The sequence below is a fragment of the Verrucomicrobiia bacterium genome (assembly GCA_019634635.1).
Lineage (GTDB): Bacteria > Verrucomicrobiota > Verrucomicrobiia > Limisphaerales > UBA9464 > UBA9464.
This window is the reverse complement of the sequence record JAHCBB010000032.1, coordinates 21,964-45,032: the sequence shown is the minus strand read 5'-3', so window position 1 is coordinate 45,032 and position 23,069 is coordinate 21,964. Positions and strand designations below refer to the sequence as shown.

Here is a 23,069-nt window from a genome sequence, read left to right as displayed (position 1 = left end):
GGGCAACGCCACGGGCTTTGTGAGATGCCGCCCGTACCTGACCCGATGTGTGCGCAACCCAGGGGGCCCACGCGCCACCACCGTAACCGTTTTGTTTTTTTTCCGGTTTGGAGCCCTGACCTCGAGTCTGCTAAATAGAACTGTTCCGGCGTATCACCGTCCCCCAAACGGGGGAAGGGGCGCGCGCCGGGGGCGGGTCTTCAATGACGAAGGTCGCTTGCTGAACAGAACATCAATTGAAATTCACAATGACAAAATCCCCACGCAGAAATCTGGCGGTGGCGCTGATGACGGCTGCCGCCGGCTTGATTCCAGCGGCCCGCGCCGCGGTCACGGACGACCTGGTCGTCCATCTTCCCTTCGACAACGCATTCTCCGATGCCACCGGTCGCGGGAATAACGGCACGCCGGTGGTGCAGCCGGAAATCGGCGGCGATCTGCCCGGTTTCGTCGCCGAGGCGGCGATCGGGTCCCACGCCGTGCGCCTCCTCGAAGGCCAGCATGTGACCCTCGGGGCGCCGGAGGACCTCCAGTTTGGCGCGGACGTGAACTTCTCCGTGGCGTTCTGGGTCAGGGGCGAGCCGGGAGCCTGGACGAGTGACCCCTCGTTCATCTCCAATAAGAGCTGGGCCTCGGGCGGCAATGCCGGATGGATCATCGCCGCCCAGGGTAATGGCGGCTGGAAGTGGAACTGGAAGGCCAGCGATACAGGCCGACTCGACACCCCCAACCTCGCCGTGATCGCCGACGGGGCGTGGCACCATATCGTTGTCGCCCATGACCGCGCGGGGGATGCGACGTTCTATCTCGACGGCATCCCGTTGAGCACGATTCCGATCGTGGATACCGGGGACATTGACAGCTTTCTGGAGTACAACCTGGGCAACGACGGCACCGGCCGGTACGGCTTCGACAATGATCTGGGTGCCCGGTTCAAGGACATCCAGATGGACGACGTCGGCGTCTGGCGCCGCGCGCTGAGCACCGCCGATGTGGCGGAAATCTATGGTGCCGGCCTGCAGGGCTTCAATCTCGCCGACACGGCCTCCGCCGGCGCGTTTTTCAAGAATCTCTCGCCCAGTCCGGGAACGGCCAGTGCTCCGGCGCTCCCCGTGATCCGTGGAGAAATCCAGGCCGGCGGTTCCGCTGTTGACGTGGGCAGCGTCCGGATGCTGCTCAACGGCGACGTGGTATCGGCCGAGGTGAGCCAGTCGGGGGCCACCACCAGCGTGCGCTACGCGGTTCCCGGCATTCTGCCGGCGGGATCCGTGCAGGCGGTGCGCATCGAGGCAAAGGATGCGGCAGGCGCCGACGTCATCCAGGAGTGGAGTTTCACGGTGGCCAGCTACGCCGCCGTTCCCGCCGATCTCGCGCGGCCGCTCGAAACCCGGGGTGAGCCTGGGTTCCTCTATCGGACCGTCTGGGCCTCCTTCGCCTCGCCCAACCTCGAAACCACGATTGCGCGTGCCGAGGCGCAGCTTGCGGGAACCCTGATTGATCCCAACACGGGCGAGCCATTCATGAACGACGCGGCGGTTGGCCCCGTTAACGGGTACTTTCAGGTGCCGGTGATCAACTTTCAGGAGTCCGGAAACAACGCCGGCAACTTCCCCGATGACGCGCCATTCCCCGGACTGGAGGCGGGAGACATCAATTCCTTCTCCACCGAGGCGCTGACCTGGCTGGAGCTGGCTCCGGGCTTTTACCGGCTGGGGGTCAACTCGGACGACGGCTTCTCACTGCGCACGGGTGCCCCGCCGCAGGACGTGTTGGACGGCCTCGTCCTGGGCAGCTTCGACGGGGGTCGCGGCTCGGCCGACACCCTGCTGGACCTCGTGGTGACGGCTGGTGGCCTGTATCCCTTCCGCCTGATTCATTTCGAAGGCGGCGGCGGTGCCGATTGCGAGTTCTTCTCCGTGGATCCCGAGACCGGGGTCAAGATCCTGGTGAATGATCCGGTGGACGCCAGGGCTCTCAAGGCCTTCCAGACCTCGACTGGCGCACCGAGCCTGCCGTTCACCCGCTCCGTGTCGCCCGCGCCGGGCGCCACCGGCATCCGTGAGGACGACCCGATCACCTTGACCCTGGTGGATGGCGCGGCCCAGATCATCGGCGGCTCGATCCAGCTCCAGGTTGCCGGGAACGCAGTGACCCCCACGGTGACCCGCTCCGGCGAGATCACGACGGTTGCCTACACCCCCTCGCCGCTGCTGCCCTCGGACAGCCAGGTCAGCGCCACGGTGACCTACGGCGATGGCACCACCACGAAGACCCAGACATGGACCTTCACCACCCGTCCGCCGACCCAGCCGCCCGCCATCACGGGCCATTGGGACTTCGCGGAGGGCACCCTCGCGCCGACGGTCGGGTACGCGCTTGAGTACCCGAGTCCTGCGGCGCAGGCGGCGACCCAGTTTGGCACCGCCTCCAGCTTTGGCATCCCGGGCATCGGCGGTCAGGACGTTCCGGTGCTGCGGTTCACCGGCGCCGCCGCTCAGAACATCTACTTCACGATGCGACACAACGCCGCGCCCAACGGCGAGGGGCGCCTCGTCAACCTGTGGACCCTCATCCTCGACCTGCACTTCCCGGAGAACGGGGCGGGGTCGTGGTTCTCATTCTGCCAGATTGACAATCTGGACAACACCAACGACGGCGAACTGTTTGCGAACTTCGCCGACCGGCTCGGCAGCGGCGCCCCGAACGATGGCGGCATTGGCATTGGTGGTCAGTACACCAACACCGAGGATTTCGAGACCTACATCCAGCGCGGCCAGTGGCATCGGGTGGCGTTCGCCGTGGACATGACCAACGACAATGACTTCTTCGAGGCAGTGCTGTCGAAGTTCATTGATGGAAAGAAGTTCCAGGACCAGCTCCGGGGAACTGCAAACCTCGACCAGCGGCATGCGCTGCGGGACCGGCTCCTGCTGTTTGCAGATGAAGATGGGGAGTCCCAGCTCGTTTACGTCCACAGCGTCCAGATCCGGAACTACAAGATGACCGACGCCGAGATTGCCGCCCTGGGGGTGCCTGAAGCTGCGGGCATTCCCATCAACACGACTGTGATCAACCCGCCGATTCCGACGAATCTGGAAGCGACGGCTGCGGTTGCCAACGGGCAGTTCACCCTCACCTGGACTGGCGGGACCGGACCGTTCGAGGTGCAGCGCAAGGCGTCCCTGACGGATGCCACCTGGACCACGGTGGCCACCACCACTGAACGGACGTTCACGGCGCCGACAGAGGCCGACGCCGCGTTGTATCAGGTCGTCCAGTAAATCAACCGCGTTCCGTCGGAACGCCGGGCTTCAGCCGGGCGTCGTGGGGGGCTTCAGGGCCCACTGCGGCGCCCGGTTCCTTTTTGCGGAGGCCGGCCGGTCAGGCCCGGCGTCCGACGGGACGTCCCAGGATCCGGTCAAGGGAATCGCTGGTCTGATAGATCAGGGCCTCCGGGTAATGGGTGTACGGATGGAAGTACTCGAAGGTCACGTACCCCTGATAGGTGATGGCGGCGAGCGCCTCCATCACCGCGGGCCAGTTGGTGGTGCCATCCAGCAGAGGACGGAACGTTTCGAGGGAATAGTCCGTACCCTTCCTGGTGAACTCCTTGAAATGGATGTTCTGGATTCGCGGACCCAGGATTGGGATCCAGTGCTCCGGGAACTGGAACATGGAGATGTTGCCCGTGTCGAAATGGACGCGGACATGCTCGCTCTGGAACGGGTCCACGAAGGCGTTCATCTCCATCGGCGTCATGAGATAGCCGTTGAAGAAGATGTTCTCGATGTTCAGGCACACGTCGAGTTTCGCGGCCTGACGTTCGAGGGATTGGACGGCCTCCCGGGCCCGGGCATCGCACACATCGTTCGGCACGGGTTCGTGGTCGGTACGCCAGGGGATGTGCACGGCCCCGGGCACGACGAGCACATTGCGCACGCCGAGGTCGTGCGCCGCCTGTGCAATCCGCCCGGCGAGCTCCAGTCCGCGGGCGCGTTTCGCCGGATCGTTGCTGGTGAGTGGATAGGGCCAGAAGAGGAAGGAGCAGAGCCCGCTGATCTCGATGCCGATCCGGTCCGCCTCGCGGCGGATGGCCTGGAAGTCGCGGGTGCCCGATTTGGGTGAAAGGTCGTTGTCCAGGTCGTAATTCAGCTCGATGCCCTCGAATCCGGCATCTTTGGCCAGTTGGAGGCACTCGGTGAGCGTCATCCGATCCGGGTAGGGGAAGGCCCAAAGATTGATGGACTTCTTGACCTCGAAGCGGCGGGGAGAGGCGCGTCGGGGATCCGGGGCGGGAGCCTCCGCCCCGGCGGCCACCGATGGTGCAAGGCCGGCCGCCGTGAGGGCTGCTGTGGACTTCAGCAGGTTCCTGCGGGACAGCAGCAGTTCGGAGGCGGCATCGGGGCGGGGAAAGAGCGACTCGGGGCGATTCATCACTGGGTGATCGCAGGGCCGGCTGGAATCTTCAATCCCCAACGCCGGCTGAGGATGCGGGGAAACCGGCAGAATAATCGAGACTGCCGTGCCGTCGGTTCCGCGGGAATTTCCTCCGCAAACGGATTTGAGATTCCTGCGTGAATTTTGGGGTGGTTCGTCGCACGATGGACGCCCACCCGGTTCCCAGGTGCAATTCGCCGCCAGCACATCGCCTCACGACCGATCCGCCGTCACCGGCTGGGTCCTCATCGGGTTTGCGATCGTCATGGCGGTCGTCGCGTGGTGGATCCCGGCCCGCTGGCGCTCCCTGCATCCCGCGGTGGTTCGCATTGCGGGGCAGGGGACGCCGGGGGTCGTGGATCTGGCGGTTCTGGCGGCCAATCAGCAGCGGAGCGGCTTGTCCCTGAGACTTCTGGAGGCGGCCGTGGCCCTGGGGTTACCGGGCACCAACGAGGCTGCGGACGCCCTGGAGGCGGCGATGGTCCTTCGGCCCGTGGCGCCCGAGGTCCGCGCCCTGGGCGGTCCGGATCCGACGGTGGCGGCATTGCTGCCGTCGTTTGGGAACGGGGTCGGGGAGCAAGGACCGACGGCCTTGGAGCTGTTCCTGCCGGCCAGCCGTCGCGTCAGTGTCCGAAACGGGCTGCTGGCCTCACGGTCGCCAGGGGTGCAGGTGCTGCTGAAGACGCTGGAGCTGCCGGTGGAGCAGTTTGTGCCCGCGGGCCAACCCGGGGGCCAGCCGTTCGAGGCGGTCGTGCTGATCGCTTCCACATTGTACGAGCGCGAGCGCTTCCACGCGTCCCTGGTATTGGAATTGCGGGAGCTGGCCTCCGCCGCGCCAGACGATGCGGAATCCCGGAGGCGGCTGGAGGAATTTTACCTTGGGATGCTGTCGCTGGCGCGACGGCTGGACTGGACGTCCCTGGCGGAACTGGTCCGCAAGGTGCCATCCCTCGCCGATTTCGAACGATTCGCGGCTGCCGTCCGGGCGTCGCCGGATGAGCTGCCGGTGTTGTATGCCTCGGCCCTGATGTCGGGAGAGCCCGCCGGGGTCGGGCACCAGTGGATGGCGTTTGGCGGCGACGGACGGCGGTCGGTCGGGGACGCCCTGGGTGCCGGTGCCGGCGCGATACGGATGCTGGCCCGGGATGCACGCCCGGTGCGCCGGGGGCTTCCGTCGCCGACCGCGCTGGCGCGGGAGGTTCAGCGCGCCCCGGAGTCCTGGCTGCTCGCCCGCTCGTCCCTCTTCGTGGCCTCGGCATTCCTCGCGGCCCTGGGCCTCGCCGCCCTCGCCCGGGCCGGCCTGCCGCGACCGGCGGTGGATCTCGCCTCGTGGGCCTGGGCCTCCGTGGTCGCCCTGGTGCTGGGCGGATTCCTGATCCTGGCCAGCGAGCCGATGCCCGGCCGCCCCGCGCCGCCTCCGGCGTCCAAAATCTTTATTGAACTCCGCTCCTTGACGGGAGCGGGTCCCGTCAAGGATTCATCCCCTACCAAAAGGAACTTCATGGAGCCAACCACACTAGCCACCCTGGTGGTTTTCGCCGCCATCCAGATGACGGTGTACGTCATCTGCCTGAGAAAGGTCGGTGAGATCTGCCGGCGGCCCGAGCCGGCGGCGATCCGGCTGAGGCTGCTGGAGAACGAGGAGAACCTCTTCGATACCGGCCTGTACGTGGGCATCGGCGGCACGGCGGCGGCGCTCGTGATGCAGGTCCTCCAGTTGGTGGAGGCCAACCTTTTGGCCGCCTACTCTTCCAACCTCATGGGCATCGTCTGCGTGGCCGTGGTCAAGATCGGCCACGTGCGCAAAGCGCGGCGGCTGCTGATCCTCGAAACCCAGGCCGAGATCCCGTCATCCGTCGCGCCGGTGGCGGCCGGTCCCGCGGTGGCCCCGGCTCCAGTGGCGGCCTCGAATCCGTTCACGTTTCGATGAACCGGACCCTGCTGCTCATCCTCTGCGACTTCCTGTTGCTGAACCTCCTGGCGCTGACGCGTTGGGACAAGGTCGAGCCGGGGGTGCGCGGACCCACCCCGGCGGTGCCGCAGGCGGCGGCGACCCCGGGGGCCGGGGCGCGAGAGGACTTGGTGGCCACCCTGCGCGAGGCGCTGGCCGATGAACAGGCGCAGCGGGAGCAGCTGAGACGTTCCATGAGTTCCGAGGTGACCGCGCGGGAGGCCTCGCTGGCGCAGCTGGAGGAAACGCGGAAACAGCTTGAATCCACGCTGTCACAGACCCGGGAAAAGGCCACGCAACTGGATGAGGAGCTGGCCGCCCGCGCCCGGCAGGAAACGCTGGCGCGCGAACAGCTCGAACAAGCCCAGGTCCGGCTCAACGAGGTCTCGCGCAACCGGGAGGCGCTCGCCGAGTCCGTGCAGGCCGCCGAGGCCGAACGCCGGCGCCTGGCCGAGGAACTGGAGCGGCAGCGGGAGCAGGCCGCGGCACTTGCGGCCGCCCGGCAGGAGGCGGAACAGCAGGTCGCCAGCCTGAGCTCGGCCGTCAAGGTCGCCGAAGCCGAGAAATCACTGCTCCGGGAAAGCGTCACCGACCTGCGCGGCCAGGTGCAGCAGGTCCAGGAGGAAAAGGTCCGGCTCCAGGAGCAGACGACCGTGCTGGCGCGAGGGGTGTCGCAGCTGGCCCGGACCTCGGAGGCCTTCCAACAGGAGTTCCGGGAGAGCACCCCAATCAACGCCAACCAGCTCTTCTCGGGCTTCCTGACCAACCAGGTCACCGTGACCATCGCCGGCGTGGGCGCGGGGATCCTCGGGTCCACGCCCCGGGAAAAGGACGCCGCGGCGCTGCTGGTGACCGATGGCACCGATGTCGTTGCGCTCATCCATGTGGCCGAGTCGCCGTTCAGCCTGACCGTTCCCGGATTCGGACTGTCGGATCTCACGGCGCGCGTGGCGCGCGAAGGGAGCGTCCTGCCATCCGGCCGGCCGTTCCTCACTTCAAGCGATCCGCGGATCATCGGCGTCCCGGTGGATGCCGAGGCCGTCGAAACGTCCGGGATTCGCAGTTATCCGCTGGCCAGGGACCCTTTCAAATTCCCGGAGGCGGTCCTGTTCAGCCGGGGTGGCCGGCGCTATGGGGAAGTGGAATTCAAGCTCGATCCGCGCACGCCGGACTATGTGCGCATGAAGAACCGGCTTTTCAGCGGTGTGTTTGGCGAGTTTTCGCCCACCGCCGGCGATCTGGTGCTCAGCAAGACCGGCGAACTGCTCGGCGTGATGGTCAACAGTGACTACTGCGTGGTGATGAAGGGGCTGCAGGCCGCCCCGGGCGGCGTGTTCGAGCCGGGACTGTCCCGCGAGGCCATGGGACGCAAGCTGGAGATGTTCCGGACCCAGGTGAACCGCCTGCCGGCACCGCTGCAGTGACCCTGCCGGGCTGTTCTGGCTGAACCCCGCCCCGCATGCAGCAGCTGCTGGTCTGGCTCGGGATTGCAGGGTGCCTCACTCAATCGGCGGTGTTTTCGGGGCTCAATCTGGCCTTGTTCAGTCTGAGCCGGCTGCGGCTGGAAGCCGCGGCTGCCGCGGGGGATCGCGTCGCCCGTCGCGTGCTGGAATTGCGTCAGAACGCCAATTTCGCCCTGGCCACCATCCTTTGGGGGAACGTCGGGACCAACGTCCTGTTGACCCTGCTCGCGGATTCCGTGCTGGCCGGGGTCACGGCGTTCCTGTTCTCCACCGTGTTGATCACCGTGGCCGGGGAGATCCTGCCCCAGGCGTATTTCTCCCGCCACGCGCTCCGGGTCGCCTCACTGCTGGCTCCGGTGTTGCGGTTCTATCAGGTCCTCCTGTGGCCCGTGGCATGGACGACCGGACGCCTGCTCGATGCCTGGGTCGGGCCCGAAGGCGTGCCCTGGTTTCGCGAACAGGAACTCCGCCAATTGCTGGAGCACCACGCCCGGCGTCAGGGATCCGAGATTGGCGCTGTCGAAGCCGTTGGAGCCATCAACTTTCTGGCGCTGGATGATCTGCCTGCCGGACAGGAAGGGGAACCGCTCGACCCGCGGAGCGTGCTGCAGGTGCCCTTTCAGAATGGACGTCCTGTGTTTCCCCGCATCCGGTCCTCGCCCGACGACCCGTTCCTTCGGGAGGTGGCGGCCTCGGGACGCAAGTGGGTGATCCTGACCGACGAGACCGGCGAGCCGCGCGCGGTTGCCGATGCCCCGAAGCTGCTCCGGGCCGCCCTGTTCGACCCCGATACTTGGGATCCGCACGTCCACTGCCACCATCCGCTGATCGTAAGGGATGTTCACCAACCGCTTGGACGCCTGCTGCAGCGGCTGACCGTCGAGCAGGAGGGGCCGGGTGACGATGTCATTGATCGGGACCTGATCCTGGTGTGGACCCCGGCAGAGCGGCGCATCATCACCGGCTCGGATCTCCTCGGACGCCTCCTCCGGCGCATCGCCCGCGGGGGGCCGGTCGAAACGGCGTCCGGTGTGGCGTGACCGGCATCTGGCGTTGCTTCACCTGCCGGACGCCCGGCGCGGGCTTTCGCCCACCAGCGGTTGTGTGCTGCGAAGGTACGCGAAGAGGTCCCGGACCTGCTGGTCGTCGAGGTCGTTGAGCAGTCCCTCCGGCATCAGAGACTGGACTGCGGGTTGCAAGGATGCGATCTCCTCGCGGGAGAGCACCATGTTGCGGTTGTCCAGTTCCCGGACCACGACGATGCGATCATTCTGTTCGGCGAGGAATCCGGACAGCACCCGCCCGTCGCGGGTTTCCACCGTGTAGTTCTCGAATCCCTCCCGGATCTCCGCGCCCGGATTGACGATCGCCAGCAACAGTGAATCCAGATCGGTCCGGTCGTGCGTGGTCAGGTCCGGGCCGACATCGCCTCCTTCGCCGAAAAGCCGGTGGCAACTCCCACAAAGTTTCCGGTACTGCGTGCGTCCGTCGTGCGGATCCCCGGTTCCGGACCGGATCCTCGCTGCCCGCGTCCGGATCTCCTCCTCCATGGCGGTCGTCGTGGGTTGTGCAGTGTTGGGCCAGAGGGTGGCCAGCAGTCCCTGCAGGTCGGCATCCTGATACTGCTTCATCCGGTGGATGATAGCCGGGGGGATGGTCCCGGCCTGGATGGTGGGACCACGCCATCCCGAAGATTCGCGCAGGATGGCCCGTGCCAGGCGGAGGCTCCACTCGGGACGGCTGGCCAGAAGGGTCTGTGCCGTGGGCAGGGAGTCCCGTCCCAGGGCGGTGTACAGCTCAAGGATCGCATCGGGAATGGCCGGATCGTCGTAAGGCTGGAGGGCGCCGAGCACGGCGCGGCGGAATTCGTCGTCCCGGTACGTGCCCCGCCAGGCTTGCAACAGCGCGGGCACGGCGCCGGGAACCCGGACTTCGCTCATGACCCCCAGGAATTCCAGGCGTTCGTTGCGAGGTGCGGTTTCGTCGGCAACGACCGCGAGGGCCCGACGGATTGCGCGCGGATCGTGACGCCTCACCGACAGCGCGGTCGAGGCGACTCCCTGGCGGTCCATGGATGTCGCGAGCTCCTCGGGCAATCCGGAGAGCAGCCGGCCCCGGAACCCGGCCTCGATACCCCGCATGAATTGCCGGGCATGTGCTTTGGAGGGCGCCTGATCCAGCACTCGGGCGCAATGGAGGAGATCCTGCTGTGTGCCGGACGACGCAAATCGCCGCCCGACACGTTCCACCAGATGCTCGGACACCAGGGGCAGGTCCCAGAACGAGGCATCTTCGAAAAGGCGAATCACGTCCTCCGGACGATCGCCGCACTGCGCTTCCATCGCCCACCAGACCAACAGGGGCTGGCGGTTGTCGCGGCTGTCTGCGGCGTGAGCGGACAGGCCGCGGATCATTCCAAGGGCTACCGGCGCGGGCAGGCGTCGTGCGGTTGCGGCCAGCTGATTGCGTCCTTCGAGGTCTGGTTCGCCGGCGGCCATCGCCACGAGACGCACCCCCACCGGCGGTGACACCCGGCGTTCGTCCCCGAGCAACCGGACGGTCCAGAGTCGGACCTGAGGTTCGGGATGCTCCAGGGCCCGGAGTGCGTCCGCCTCCGTCAGCCCGCCGCAGAGGGAAAGCGCCCAGAGAACTTCAAGGGCGAGCTGTCCACGGGCTCGGGTCAGGGCGTCACGCAATTGGGGAATCACGGACGCATCGCCTCGGTCACCGAGCAGGCGCAGGGCCGTCTGACGCACCCAGCGGTTTGGATCGGAGAGCTTCCCGACCAGCGCCTCAGATCCGAGGCGTGACAGATCGGCCGGGAGCACCGACGGACGACCCCGCAAGCCCAGCCGGTAGATGCGCCCGTTGGAGGCATCCAGGTGACCTTCGTGGTTGCGGTAGTGATTCACCTGCTGGTCGTACCAGTCGCAGACATAGAGAGCGCCGTCCGGGCCCGCCTTGATGTCCACCGGACGAAACCAGCGGTCGGTGCTGGTCACGGGATGCGACAGGTCGCGTGTGCGGAAGGAGGATCCGTCCGGCTCGAGCGATGCCTCGACGATCCGTCCCTGGAGCGGCTCGACGCCAAAGAGACGTCCGGTGTGCTCCGGTTCCAAGGCGCCATGCCCGTAGATGACAAAGTTGTGGGTGAAGCGGGGCACGCTGCCGTGCGGCATCGCGGGGAAGTAGCCGAAGGCGTGGGGGTTGGAGAGGGGACCGTGCTTCTCAAATCCCTTCTGGAGGTAGGCTCCCTGCTGATAGTGGAAGCCACGGGTGTCTCCACCATTGTGGCCGGAAAAGACCCGCCCCTGGTCGTCCAGTTCGCATCCGAACGCATTGCCACCCCCTTCGGCGAAGACCTCATACACCCGGCGCTCCGGATGATACCGCCAGATGTTTTGTCCCTGCGAAAAGATCGGGGTCTCGTTCCGGGGTTTGCCGTCGGCCCCCATCACCTGGATGTGTGCGGTGACCGTGCTGCCCTGCGCCCCGTACAGCCAGCCGTCCGGACCCCACCTCAGCGAATTGGCCACGCTGTGGGTGTCCTCCAGGCCGAAACCCGCCAAGCGAACCTCCGGGTCCCCATCCGGCACGTCGTCGCCGTCGGCATCCGGATAGAAGAGCAGGTACGGCGGATTGAGGACCCACACCCCTCCACGGCCGCGTTCGACTGAGGTGACGATGTTGAGCCCGTCCACGAACACGCGATGATGGTCAAAACGACCGTCCCCATTGGTGTCCTCATGGATGCTGATCCGGTCCGCTCCTCGAAAATGGCGGGGCGGGGGTGGCGGAACCTGGTCGTAAACCGCCCGCCATACGCTGTCGCGGCTGACCATGGTGAGGCCGGCGGGGTGGGGATATTGGCGGTATTCGACGACCCACAGGCGGCCGCGTTCGTCGAAGTTCAGAAACACCGGCTGGGCAATCTCCGGCTCGGCGAGAATCTGGTCCCACTGAAACCCGTCGGCGATCTGGAATTGCCGGAGGGAATCTGCCGGATCGAGGGCGGGTCCGGCCGCTTCCTGCGGGAGATCTGTGGGGGGTGGGGGCGGCGGTGGTGCCGCCGGGCGGGCAGGTGATCCGGGCGGCGTCGGCGATACTTCCGGATTTGGCGGCGCCGCAGACGACCGGAAACCCACGACCGCGCTTGCGGGGGGCACGGGCTCGTGGAGGCACCACAGGATGCCGTTTAGCAGGAGCCGGCGGAACGCGGGCAGCTCAAAATCATCCGGATTCCCCAAGGACGTGTAAAACACGCGCCGGTCGTCCGCCGCGTTCACCCAGGCCACCGGCTCGGTGACCGCGCGTCCCTCAATCCGCCCCTGGAGCAACACGGTGACGGTCGGGGCGATCCCGGTGTACTGGTAGAGATGCGAGGTCACCGGGAAGGGGCCTTGGGGCACTCCGGTGAGCACCGGGTGCTGGAGATGACCGGCCATCGCGGCCACCAGCGTGTTCGGCGCCTCCGGGGGCTTGTTTCCATGATGACCGGTGTACCGGGCACCCAGGACTTCGACATCAAACGCCGGCCAGCGGACCGCATCGGCGGCTGCCGGCGAACCTTCGGGGGCAAAGGCATGACTCGAGGTCCGCAGGCCCACCAATGGTTTTCCGGCGCCCAGATGCGCTTGGAGAAGCTCCCGCATCCGACGGGGCATCGGACGCCGTCGCACGCTGACCACCAGGAGATCGGCATCCTCGATTCGCTCCACGTCCTGGAAATCCCCGTCTCCCTCCCGGGATGAGGCGAGGACCCAAGAGACCTGCAGACCGCGCCATTCCAACTCCGTCCGCGCAAACTCCGGCAGGGTTTCCCAGGTCCGGTACTCGTTTTCCCCGACGACCATCACGATCCGGCGCGGGACATCTCCGCGAAATCGGAACGGCTCTCCGCCGAGAAACCCGGAGCTGGTGATGGTGGGGCACCAGTATCGCTCGACATGTTCGACCACGAGCTCCGTGCCGCGGAAATGGGAGACATGGGGCGGCATCCTGTGATGGTACATTGAGTCGGTGAGATCCCGCATCAGGACCACGTTCAGCCCCTGGGCAACGAGCTGGCGGATTCCAAAGGGGCGACCCAGCACGCACATGTTGATGTGGACGCCCATCACGATGACGTTGGTGATGCCGCGCTGGCGCATCAGGTGGTAGGCTTCATGCGAATCGGTGATCGCGTCGCCCTCGTGGATTTCCAGCGCCGGATGCTGGCGTGTCCACGCCCCGTATCCGGGACACTCCGGGCAGCCATCGCATCCGCCGTCCGAGTCATCAATGGGGAGTGGCGGCTCGCGTTCCGGCTGGATCGAGCACCATCCCTGCAGGGGCACCACCGGCTCGACTTTGGGTGCCGCTCGGGCGATTTGGCGACCGGGATGGTCCTCGTAAAAGGCCATCGTGTCGCTGGGGCAGTGGATGATGAGGATGCCGAGGTCCCGGGCGGTGCAGAGGACCTCATTCATCCGCGGGGCCATCTCGCCAACCCGTTCGGTGGCATCTGGGCAGTGATGCCGGTCCCACATGTCGCAGACGACCACGGCCGTCCGAGCGGGAACCCATGCCGCTGTCTGCCGGACTTCACGCCACTGGTCGGTGTCGGCGGTGTCGCGGACCTGCGACCGGGTATGGAGGGTGAACGGGGCCGCCGCCACGGCTGGGGAGGCCGGCGGGAGCCAGATGGCCACCGCGGCCAGGATGAAGAGGGGCGCCCGCAAGATCATACCGACGAGACTGGCGGCGCCTGGTCGCGAAGACAATCGAAAGGCGGGCGGGATGTCGTGGGGGAGGCTGGATGCGGAGGTGGAAGGATTCCGGCCGTCGTGAGATTCTTGCGGACGTGAATTCCGGATCCCGCTTCGAACCCCAACCTGCGGCCGAGCCTCCGGGGACCGGGCCGGCGTTCGGCCCTGTACGGGAGCGGCTCTGGCGGATCATCTTCCTTTCCGACACCAGCGCCGGACGAAACTTCGACGTGGCACTGCTGGTGGTGATCTTCCTCAGCGTCCTGGTGGTGGTGCTGGACAGCGTCGAGGCACTGCGTCTGGCCCATCCGGGCTTTTTCTGGATCACGGAGTGGGCCTTCACCTTCGCCTTCACAGTCGAATACCTCCTGCGGCTTTGGGTGGTCCGCAGACCGTGGCGGTACGCGCGCAGCTTTTTCGGGATCGTGGATCTCGTGGCGTTTCTGCCGTCGTACCTCGAACTGTTCGTCCCCGACACCCACTATTTGATGGTGCTCCGTGTCGTGCGCCTGCTGCGGATGTTCCGGATCCTCAAAATGGCGCATTACCTCGGAGAGGCTGGCGTGCTGACCAATGCGATCCTGGCGAGCCGGGCAAAAATTTCGATCTTCCTGATCAGCGTGATGATGCTGGTCTGCGTGGAGGGCACCGTAATGTACCTTCTCGAGCACAATGCGAACCCCGGCTTCAGCAACATCCCCCAGGCGATCTACTGGGCCATCGTCACCATCACCACGGTGGGCTACGGGGATGTATCCCCGATCACCGTCCCGGGCAAAATGATGGCCTCGATCGTCATGCTCACCGGATTCGCCATCCTGGCCGTTCCCACCGGAGTGGTGACCGCGGAGCTTGGGCGGGAGATGGCCCGCGCGCGGCGCCGTCGTCTGACCTGCAGGGAGTGTGGTTGGGACGACCACGACATCCGGGCGCGCCACTGCCAGCAGTGCGGGACCCTGATCGGTTGACAGCCGTCGGGAGGCGGATTGATGAATTGTTCCACCGCCCGGGCGGGAGCAGGCTTCCCAAGTCCCGGCAGCGCCGGATCAAACGCAAGGTACGCATCGGCATTGGGGTCCGTGACGTTCACCGGTTCCAGCAGCCCGTTCACGGCGACGGGCCGGCCGCAGGGGCACCCGCGGCAAGTGCGCGGAAACCGGGGCTGGGGTCCACGTACTTCCCATCAGGCCTGAATCAAGCGCCATCCAGGAGCACTTCCCGGTTTCCGCCCCGGATTCAGGGCGTGGCCGTGATCCGGTAGTAGGCGGACGCCGCCGTCCTGGTGATTTCCTGGTGCACCAGACCCTCGTAACCGGGAATCGGCTCCCCCAGCCGTGTCCAGAAGGTCCCCGCACCCAGGGACTCGGTGCGCTCGACCTGGTAGGAAACTCCGGCGCGTCCCTCCCAGGAAATCTCCAGCAGGCCGGCGATGACCCGCGTTCCGGCCACGACCAGTCTTGATTTGCTGTCGGAGGGAATGGTCCGCGAAAGATATTCCTCAAGGTTGCCATGTCCGTCGCCGTCCGGGTCACCGTCCGCATCCTCGGCCAGGGAACCGAAGTAGTCCTGCTCCCAGACGTCGGGCAATCCATCCTGGTCGGAATCCACGGGGGCAACGAGCTCGACCGCGCTCCATGCCACGTCGGAATACCTGGAGTCATCGCCTGGAAGCAGATTTCCGGCAAACGTTGCGAGCGCGAAGAAGCGGCCGTCGGCACTGAGGCGCCCCCCAACGCTGGGGCCGTCGCCCGCCCGTCCGTCGGCCGCCGCCGACACCAGCCGGGTCACGCCCGAGTACCGGTCATGGACAAACACATCCGAGGTCTCATTAAGATCCAGTCCATCGGAGCCGGCTGCCATGGACGTGAAGATCATCCAGCGCATGTCCGGGGTCAGTTGTGCTTTGGAAAAATCGAACGCCGGAGCGCCGTCTCCAAGTTCTGAGCCCGCACGGACGACAGTCCCCCGGTCGAGGGAGTAAAGAAACATCTGGCGTTCGGCGGCGGTGTTCCCCCCATGCAATTCCCGCCCTACCAGGAGCAGATGATGGCTGTCCCCGGCAAACCGGGGGATGGACGTCGCCAGGACCGAAGGGATTTCCAGCGGCATTGCACGGCCAAGGATGCGGTCGAACAGCGCGTAGGTGATGGGCGTGCTCTCCCAGACCTCCCGGGCTGGATCATACTTCTCGGTGGGGCCGAAGCGTGTCAGGAGCCAACGTCCATCGGGCGACAGGTCCACCACGCGACTGTCGGTTTGGACCGGAACCCGGGTCAGGGATCCGGAAGCCAGGTCCCTGATTTCCACAATGCCCTCCTGCTCGAAGCCGCTGCTGAACGCCACGACGGTGGCATTGCGATCAAAGCGGGCGGATCCCGGATGATGAACACGCGGAAAGCCGAAGGTGTTGGTAAGACCCTGAAGCACGTCGCGGGTCGCCGAAATCCCGCGATCCCACACCAACAGCTTTGGAAGGCCCGGGAACTCGGCGTCGAACTCCATCATGACCCGGCGGCCGTCCGCGGCAACCCACGCATTCAACGGCTTCAATCCCATGGCGGCGGCGCTGACCGGATCCACCGACACCAGCCGGGTCGTTCCCGTCGGAAGGTCCCGGAGGAAAACGTTGGGAGACCGGTTGGTGACCCCCTGGACAATATCGGGAGAATCGCTCAGGAACAGGACCGACCGGCCATCCCCCGAGAGGCGCCCCCAGCGGGCGCCCGTCGCCGCACTCCATCCCTCCCGATTGACGCTCACCAGCAGGTTGGTTTGCAGGAGCCGGTCATGGACAAACACGTCCTGCCGGCCATTGGCGTCGTTGGGCACCAGGTTGCTCGCCCGGCTGCTGAACGCGATCCACCGTCCATCGTCGCTGAGGCCCCCATCCACCCAACTGTTCCCGTCCCCGGTCGCAAACGACCCCGATTCCAGTCCCACCGATACCCGTTCCGGAGTCCCGTCAGGAAGCTCCAGGATGAACACATCCGAGGTCCCATTGTCGTCGAGGGAATCACGACGTTCAGAGGACTGGAAGGCGAGCCACCGCCCATCCGCAGAAAACGCGGGCTCAACGCCCATTGGCTCCACGGCCAGGCGCCGTGTGCTCCCCGTTGCCAGTTCCCTCAGGTAGCACGCTTGCCTCCCATCTCCGGGAGCCCCGGCCACCGGGATCGCTTCTGCCGTGCGGAACACCAGAAAGCGCCCGTCAGGGCTGGGTTCGCAGCGCGAGATGGATGTCGGATCCGGAGGCGGCGACGCCGGGGGCTCAATCCATCCGGACAAGGGGCGGACGCCTGACAACTCGGTCCAGATGTGGACCTCGCTTTGGAACTCGATTCCGGGTCGTCTCTCCAGGACCACGAGGCGTCTCCCGTCGTCACTCCATGCGATCTGGTCAAATTGCCTCAACGGCTGTTCAGGCAAGATGCGTTCTGCGGTCGCCGTTTCGACGTCGTAAATCCAGATGCCGCGCCGGTTGGGGCCTCCTCGGAAATCCAGGTGGAAGGCCAGACGGCGCCCATCCGCGCTCAGAGAGAAATCCAGCGGATGCCACACAGCGCTCATTTCTTCCGAGGGAGGCTCGGACAATCCCACCCGGGTATAGGTCGCATCGCGGCGACGCCAGACCATCAGGGAGGTCCACCCATTGCCTCCGGGGAAATATTGGGACGCGGGGTTCCGAAAGACGACGACCTCCGCATCCCGGCTGACCTGATGCTCCACGGGAGAATCGCTCGACGGGTCCGCAGCAAGCGCCCGGGAATCACCGGTCTCGATGGCGTAACTGATCACCAAGGATTGGTTCCCGCTTCCGCTCCAGGCCACCAGGTCCGTGGCCAGGGAGTTGAAAACGACATTCAGGCCATCCGCCGACAACGAAGCGTTCCATGAGGGGCCATCCGCAGGAACAGGTCCCGCCTCCCAATGTCGCCTGGAAATGAGGGTGGTGGTTCCAGCCGCGATGTCCCGGAGGAAAATATTGCCCTCCGGTGGCGCCATGAAGATCGTTGCCTGGCCGGAAAAGACCGCCCGCTCTCCATCCGCCGATACGGAATAGGCCACCGTGGTCCCCAGGGGATACGACCCCATTCCTGTGCTTACCAGTTCCGTTGTCCTTGATTCCCGGTCCCACCGGTAGAGGTTCAAACCCCAGTTTTCAAGCGCGTTGGTCACCAGATTCCGGGCATCGCTGACGAAGAACACATAGCGCCCATCCCGGGCGAAGATCGGGCTCCCCGACACGCCGTCGGGCGCCGTCAGGCCGGCCCGCGGCTGAAGACCCAGCGTCACGGGTACCAGCCCGCCACCAATCAGCGGCGCCACGCCAGCAATTCCGGCCAGGAAGGCGGCCGCGACCGACGGGAGCGGCGATCGCCTTGTGGGCGGATGGGCGCGGACCGCCCGGCGGATTCCGCATCGGAGTTTGGTCACGTCCTGGAAGATGGTCACGAAGCCTTTGGTTTTCAACTGTAGATTTGCAGTTGAGAATTTAACAGGCATCCGCGGGCTCGATGATCGTGGAGAGCCTGAATGGGTCCGATCCGAAACATTGAATCCTCAGCGAGGATTCGCCGGTTGCACGTCGGCCTGCACCGAAAACGGCGGAGGGCCGCCGTGCTCCATGGGCCGTGCGCACCGGGGGCCCGCGTCAGGGCAGGGGGAGGGAGGCCGTGGACGCCGAGGCCGTATCCGCCCGCTCGGCAAGTGAGGCGACGATCGCCGACGTCGTGCGCGGCACGGTCCCTGAAAACCGCTCCTGTCCGTTGATCCAGACATGGACCGGCTGATCAAGGTCGAGCAAACGGTCCGACAGCCGGAGGCGGATGCCGTCCGGCACATCCCCCTCCAGACGCACCGTCTGTCCGTCCAAGACGGCGACGATCTTGTGGCCGGCGCTCACCGGGGCATCGGCGGCGACCTGCAGCCAGTAGAAACGCCGGTGCACCACGTCGTCCTGAAACCAGACAATGCGCCGCGGCCAGGGCTGTCGCTGGTGGGCCGCCATCCAGGGGAGCGCCTCGGCATCCCTTTTCTGCATCCAGTGCCCAAGCCCCTCATAGATCCGGGTCAGGTGCACATACCCGGCCGGATCCTCCTGCTGGAGGCGGTCGAGCTCCGCCGCGCGATCCCGGGCGACCTGGTTGCGGTTGTAGGCCCGGTCCTCGGCGCCCATGAAGAGGGCAAACGGCAGGTTGCGGAGCCCCAGGAGCGAGGCCTCGTTGGGATGGCCGGCCATCATCGCGGCCGCGGCAAAACGGTCGGCCATGCGGGGGGCGAGTTGCCATACCCCGTCGCCACCCGCCGAGTAACCCATGAGATAAACGCGATTGGGATCCACCCCGCGTACGGCGACATAGTTGTCAATGAGCCTCTGAAACAACGGGTCAATGTGAGACTCATGCCAGAGATTCCAGGTGTCGGTCGGGGCCCGGGGCGCCACATAGATGCCTTCGGCGGGTTCATAGAGGCGACCCTGATTTTGCCACTGGCGGTCGTTCACCTCGGGGGGTGCGTTGCCACCCCCATGCAGGGAAATCCAAAGGCTGCGCCCGCCGGCGGGGGCGTCGCCAAAGGTGTGTTCCGTCCAGCGCAGCGTCTGATCCCCAAAGGTGAACCGCCGCTGCTCCACCTCCTCCCGACGTTCCACCGCCAGCCGGCTCAGGAGGTCTGTGGCCACCAGAGAGGTCACCCGCTCCGCTTCGACCTTCGTCAGGGGCAGGTCCAGCTCGGGCGCATTCGCGGGACGGGACCCCACCGGACGCTCCAGCCAGGTGCGGGCCGCATCCACAGCGGCGGTGGCCGGCATGAGGTCAGGCCAGATGGCATCCACCGTTGGGTTCCCCTCCGGTAGCGGACCGAACGGCATCTCGCGCGCCTCCTCTCCGACCGTGAAGCGCAGCCAGCCCTGGTCTCCCGGCTGGAGATGAAAGCGCGGCATGTCGTTGAGATCTGCGGTGCCGGATCGCGTGGAATCCAGTGCGCAGCTGCGGCGGACACCGTCCAAAACGCACACCTTTGCGGCGATCCGCTCCCCGCCCGGACGGTCCCAGAGGCGTACGCCAAGACGGGCGGCCGGCGCCGGAGGCTGGCGGGACGCGGCGTAGCGTTCCGTGACATTGACCGCGGCGACCGACTCGTTGCCACGCGACCAGACCATGGGGAATGTCAGGCCCTGCCGCTTCCAGGACGTGGCGTAGATCGCGTGGCGTGGCTGGCCGGCAATCGCCTCGGCGGCATCGCCCACAAACCAGCCGCGGTTCAATCCGGCCGCGTCATATTCATCCGCGCCGGTGAACTGCCAGTCGCCGTACCAGATTTCCACCCAGGTGTGGTTGCCGCGACCGTTGGCCCAGAGCGGCGTGCCCACGGCGCGTGCGGGAATGCCCACGGAACGGCACGCCTCCACCAGGATGATGGAGAGTCCGGTGCAGGTCGCCTTCCCGAGTTCCATGGACTCGCGCAGGCTCTGGTGCGGACGTTTGCGACCGGTGTGATAGTGCACCTGAATCCGGTCAAAAAGCTGCCGATTCAAGGCCTGGGCCGCCTCGATGGCCGTCTTTGAGCCCTGCACCAGCTCGCGGGTGAGAGCCATGAGCTGCGGACGCCATGGGTCCCGTGGTTCGTTGAAGACTGCGTAGGGCAGCACATCGTTGAGAAAGAGGTCCTCCGGGACGGTAGAGGCCCACGGGAACTCGTGCCGCGCCTGGAATGCAAGGTCCAGGTTCTCGGTGAGGAACGCTGCCGTAAGGGATTCCCGGTCGCCCGGAGGCATGTGGTCCACGAGGAACTGGGCCGCCCGGACTCCGGCGTCGCCATGACGCGCACGGGCCGCATTGAGAAATTCATCCACCGGAGTGGCCAGCACCGTGCCGGCGATCGCACAAAGACCCAGAAGCCATCGCATCGGCCCAAGGTCTCCGGAAACAGCGCCCGGGTCAAAAGCACGATCCGCTCCCAACGGTTTTGATCGCCGGGAGGGTTCGGTCTTCATCGGGGACGTTTCACGGAAGTGAACGTCACCGTCAGGGGTTCCGGCCGGTTCGGAATGTCCGCCACGAAAAGATCGGTGTCCTGAATCCACGTGCCGCCGGCCTCCCGTCCGTTGATTCGGAAGCGCACGGCGCGCTGCACGCCCCGGAGGATCAGGCGCCAGGTGGTTACCGCGGTGGGGAACGGCCCCTCGGATTCCCCGAATTCGAGCTGAAAGCTTCGCCCCGCGGTCCGGCTGCGAAGGCGTCGGCGCAGGCACACGCCGGTTTCGTAGTTGTTGGAACATCCGTCGTCCTCGTACCACGTGCATTCCCCGGAGGCCCCAGGCCAGCAATGGAGGAAGACCATCGGGTCCAGGCGGGACGGCATGCAGGGTTCCGGGCGGGTCATGGGCACCATCCCGCCAGCCCGCACAAACAGCGGAAGGACTTCCAGGGGCGCCTCGGCGACCACGTGGTGACCTCCCTGGAATCCCTCGCCGGTCCAAAAGTCATACCAGAGATCGTTGGGCAGGTACACCGACCGCGCCCGGGCGCCCTGACGGAGGACCGGGGCCACCAGGAGGTCGCGTCCCAGCAGGAACTGGTCGCCGCAGGCGACGGCGACCGGATCGTTGGGGTAGTGCCAGAGCAGCGGCCGCATGATTGGCACCCCCGAAGCGTGGGCTTCCGCGAACAGACCCTCCAGCAGGGGCAGCAGTTGGTAGCGCAGCTGGAGATAGCGACGGGAGATTTCCTCAACCTCCGGGCCGAACGCCCAGGGCTCCTGCGGCACGGTCCCCAGATTGGTGTGGCTGCGGAAGAACGGGGTGAAGGCGGCGAACTGGAGCCAGCGCGCGAACAGCTCCGGCGTGGCGTTGTCGAGGAAGCCGCCCACGTCGCTGCCGCAGAAGGCGACGCCGCTCAGCGAGAGGTTGAGCAGCATTTGCACGGCGTCGTTGAGGTGATCCCAGTGTGACGAGTTGTCGCCGGTCCAGACCAGGGCATGGCGCTGGATGCCGGCGTAGCCGGCGCGCGAGATGATGAACGGTCGTTCGTCCGGACGGTGGCGTCGGGCGCCTTCCTGCGACGCCCTGGCCATCTCCATGCCGTAAACATTGTGGACTTCGGCATGGCGACGCGGACCGGCGTCGGTGCGGTGCTGGCAGCGCGGGTCGAGGGTTTTGTCCGGCCGCGCAAAATTCGCCGGCTCGTTCATGTCGTTCCAGAACCCCGCCACGCCGACGCGCTGGAGCGCGGCCTGCTCGTCACCCCACCAACGTCGGGTGGTTTCGTTGAGGAAGTCGGGAAAGCGGGACGTTCCCGGCCACACCCGGCCCAGGAAATCCCGGTTGCCTGCCGGCACCTTCACAAAGGTTCCAGCTGCGGCGCCCCGCCGCAGCACGGGGAAGCGCCGGTCATGCTTCACGCCGGGATCCACGATCGTCACCACCCGGAATCCCTGCCGGGACAACGCCCGCATCAGCGTCGCCGGCCGGGCGAACGACCGGCCGAAGGTGAACACGCGAAAGGCGTCCATGTGATGGATGTCGAGGTGGATCGCGTCGCACGGCAGCCGCCGCCTTCGAAATTCGCCGGCCACCTCCCGGACGCGCGCCGCCGACTCATAGCTGTAGCGGGATTGGTGGTACCCCAAAGCCCACCGTGGGGGCAGGGGCATGCGCCCGGTGAGTTGCGTGTAGCGGTGCAGGACCTGCGGCACCCCGGGACCAAGGAACAGGTACAGATCCAGTTCGCCCGAGGCGGCGCGCAGGGTCCACCGGAGCGGATTGCTTTGCCCGAGGTCCCAGTACTGGCGGGCCGGGTTGTCCCAAAACAGCCCTGCGGCACGGCCGTCGCGCAACGACACCGCAAACGGAATGGACACATAGAGCTGGCGGAGCCCGGGATGAATGGCGGGGGCGTGGCCCAGGACATCGGTGTTCCAAAAATCACGGGCCAAACCGCGCCGGTTGAAGGTGCCGGTGGTTTCCCCGAGACCGAAGAGGGATTCCCCGTCCACCAATTCAAGCGTCAGCTGCGCCTCCCGCCCGGCGAATGCCGTGCAACCGGCGGTCGCCGTGAACACCCGGATTCCCGTCGGATCCGACACCTCCCACGCCCCGGTCTTCTGCTGGTATTTGAAGGTTCCGGCAGGCGTCTGGAGGCTCATTGAGGTGCCCGTCCTGCGAATGCGGACTTCCGGTGCCGGCCATTCCGAAGGCCGCACAGCCCAGGAGCAGGTCCTGGAAAATCGGCGTCCCCGAACGGCACGAATCCTGAACAGATCCGGGGCCAGGGCACTGACCTGGAGAACGGCCTCCGGGCTCCTGAGCAACAAGGAGTCCGCGTGTTCCCCAACGGGCAGCAGGCCGGCCAGGGGCGTCGGGGTTTGGGCTTTGGGCATGGCGATGGCGGGGACGGCGCGGCGACCGTAGGGAGATGCCCGGAGGCCGGCAAGTCATGGGCGGGCCCGTGCGATCGGACTCGCCCGCACGGC

Annotated in this window: 10 protein-coding genes; 5 read left to right on the top strand and 5 right to left on the bottom strand. The window is 66.3% G+C overall.

The annotated features are described in order from the left end of the window. Positions 1-248: 248 nt before the first annotated feature. Entirely contained in the window at positions 249-3,281 is a 3,033-nt protein-coding gene (locus KF791_17080) for a LamG domain-containing protein (protein ID MBX3734292.1), read from the top strand. Positions 3,282-3,381: 100 nt separating this feature from the next. Here the strand turns inward: KF791_17080 and KF791_17075 are convergent, their stop codons facing one another. Further along, positions 3,382-4,434 (bottom strand): sugar phosphate isomerase/epimerase, encoded by a 1,053-nt coding sequence (locus tag KF791_17075; protein MBX3734291.1) that lies wholly within the window; start codon positions 4,432-4,434, stop codon positions 3,382-3,384. Between the two features lie 190 nt (positions 4,435-4,624). Between KF791_17075 and KF791_17070 the strand changes: the two genes are divergently transcribed. From KF791_17070 to KF791_17060, 3 genes are read left to right on the top strand one after another with little or no spacing between them, the layout of a single operon-like run. Next, positions 4,625-6,367 carry a hypothetical protein gene (locus KF791_17070; protein MBX3734290.1) on the top strand — a complete coding sequence of 581 codons (1,743 nt, stop codon included), beginning with the start codon at positions 4,625-4,627 and terminating at the stop codon, positions 6,365-6,367. Further along, positions 6,364-7,812: a hypothetical protein gene (locus KF791_17065; protein ID MBX3734289.1), complete on the top strand. Its 1,449-nt coding sequence runs from the start codon at positions 6,364-6,366 to the stop codon at positions 7,810-7,812. The genes KF791_17070 and KF791_17065 overlap by 4 nt, the downstream gene beginning before the upstream one ends. Before the next feature lie 35 nt (positions 7,813-7,847). Continuing rightward, positions 7,848-8,891, top strand: coding sequence for a DUF21 domain-containing protein (locus tag KF791_17060; GenBank protein MBX3734288.1), 1,044 nt, complete (start codon positions 7,848-7,850; stop codon positions 8,889-8,891). 18 nt (positions 8,892-8,909) lie between these two features. Here KF791_17060 and KF791_17055 read toward each other — a convergent pair whose 3' ends face one another. Next, positions 8,910-13,577 carry a ThuA domain-containing protein gene (locus KF791_17055; GenBank protein ID MBX3734287.1) on the bottom strand — a complete coding sequence of 1,556 codons (4,668 nt, stop codon included), beginning with the start codon at positions 13,575-13,577 and terminating at the stop codon, positions 8,910-8,912. A 71-nt stretch (positions 13,578-13,648) separates the two neighbouring features. Here KF791_17055 and KF791_17050 point away from each other — a divergent pair, with 71 nt between their 5' ends. After that, positions 13,649-14,566, top strand: a complete 918-nt coding sequence (locus tag KF791_17050; GenBank protein MBX3734286.1) for an ion transporter — start codon at positions 13,649-13,651, stop codon at positions 14,564-14,566. Positions 14,567-14,834: 268 nt separating this feature from the next. Here the strand turns inward: KF791_17050 and KF791_17045 are convergent, their stop codons facing one another. The 3 genes from KF791_17045 to KF791_17035 all read right to left on the bottom strand — a co-directional run bounded on the left by KF791_17045 (position 14,835) and on the right by KF791_17035 (position 22,976). Then, entirely contained in the window at positions 14,835-17,924 is a 3,090-nt protein-coding gene (locus KF791_17045; protein MBX3734285.1) for a PD40 domain-containing protein, read from the bottom strand. Between the two features lie 325 nt (positions 17,925-18,249). After that, positions 18,250-20,592 carry a dienelactone hydrolase family protein gene (locus tag KF791_17040; GenBank protein ID MBX3734284.1) on the bottom strand — a complete coding sequence of 781 codons (2,343 nt, stop codon included), beginning with the start codon at positions 20,590-20,592 and terminating at the stop codon, positions 18,250-18,252. Further along, entirely contained in the window at positions 20,589-22,976 is a 2,388-nt protein-coding gene (locus KF791_17035; GenBank protein ID MBX3734283.1) for a DUF5110 domain-containing protein, read from the bottom strand. Before KF791_17035 ends, KF791_17040 begins: the two co-directional genes overlap by 4 nt. Positions 22,977-23,069 lie beyond the last annotated feature (93 nt).

Bases quoted from the DNA above. Each gene is read 5' to 3' on its own strand.
- KF791_17080 (MBX3734292.1), top strand. From the start codon at position 249: ATGACAAAATCCCCACGCAGAAATCTGGCGGTGGCGCTGATGACGGCT.
- KF791_17075 (MBX3734291.1), bottom strand. From the start codon at position 4,434: ATGAATCGCCCCGAGTCGCTCTTTCCCCGCCCCGATGCCGCCTCCGAA.
- KF791_17065 (MBX3734289.1), top strand. From the start codon at position 6,364: ATGAACCGGACCCTGCTGCTCATCCTCTGCGACTTCCTGTTGCTGAAC.
- KF791_17060 (MBX3734288.1), top strand. From the start codon at position 7,848: ATGCAGCAGCTGCTGGTCTGGCTCGGGATTGCAGGGTGCCTCACTCAA.
- KF791_17055 (MBX3734287.1), bottom strand. From the start codon at position 13,577: ATGATCTTGCGGGCGCCCCTCTTCATCCTGGCCGCGGTGGCCATCTGG.
- KF791_17050 (MBX3734286.1), top strand. From the start codon at position 13,649: ATGCGGAGGTGGAAGGATTCCGGCCGTCGTGAGATTCTTGCGGACGTG.
- KF791_17040 (MBX3734284.1), bottom strand. From the start codon at position 20,592: ATGAAGACCGAACCCTCCCGGCGATCAAAACCGTTGGGAGCGGATCGT.
- KF791_17035 (MBX3734283.1), bottom strand. From the start codon at position 22,976: ATGCCCAAAGCCCAAACCCCGACGCCCCTGGCCGGCCTGCTGCCCGTT.